1 protein-coding gene is annotated in these 565 nt (G+C 15.6%); it reads right to left on the bottom strand.

Annotated features, from left to right (window positions below; genetic code table 11):
- Positions 1-110: 110 nt before the first annotated feature.
- Positions 111-416 carry a hypothetical protein gene (locus BBA70_RS00850; RefSeq protein ID WP_252861470.1) on the bottom strand — a complete coding sequence of 102 codons (306 nt, stop codon included), beginning with the start codon at positions 414-416 and terminating at the stop codon, positions 111-113.
- Between the last annotated feature and the right edge of the window lie 149 nt (positions 417-565).

Here is a 565-nt window from a genome sequence, read left to right as displayed (position 1 = left end):
GGTTATTATAAAATTAATAGATTGATTAAAATTAACATTCCGCGGGGTACGATTTTTATATTTTTAAAGCCCCTATTAAATTAGGGGCTTATTTTTTATTGATTTTTAATTTATTTAAGATTCTTTAATAAGTTAACTTCTTCTCTTAATTTTTTATTTTCATCTTCTAAATTTTTATTATTGGTTTCTAAAATATTAATAATTTTTTTCATTTTATTCAATGTATATATTAGTTTATTTATATTTTGTTGTGTTATTTCTTGTATTATTCTTATTCTATGTAGAAATTTTTTAAATGATATTATTATTTCTTTCGTTTCATTTTCTGTTTCTGAATATTTGTCTAAAATTTTAATATCAATCATTTCAGAATCATTACTTTTTTTTGGTATTAAATCTGAATTATTATTCTTCATAGCAAAAACTAAATTTTTTTGATAAAAATTTAATAATAAATAAATAAAAATAAATATAATTAAATAAAATTTAGAACTAAATTTTATTTTTTTTAAGCTTAAATACATATTCAAAATAACTTTCTAATTTTAATTTTATCAATTATTTA

Origin of the sequence: New Jersey aster yellows phytoplasma (genome assembly GCF_002554195.1) — a bacterium.
GTDB lineage: Bacteria > Bacillota_I > Bacilli_A > Acholeplasmatales > Acholeplasmataceae > Phytoplasma.
This window is presented reverse-complemented; position numbering and strand designations above follow the sequence as displayed.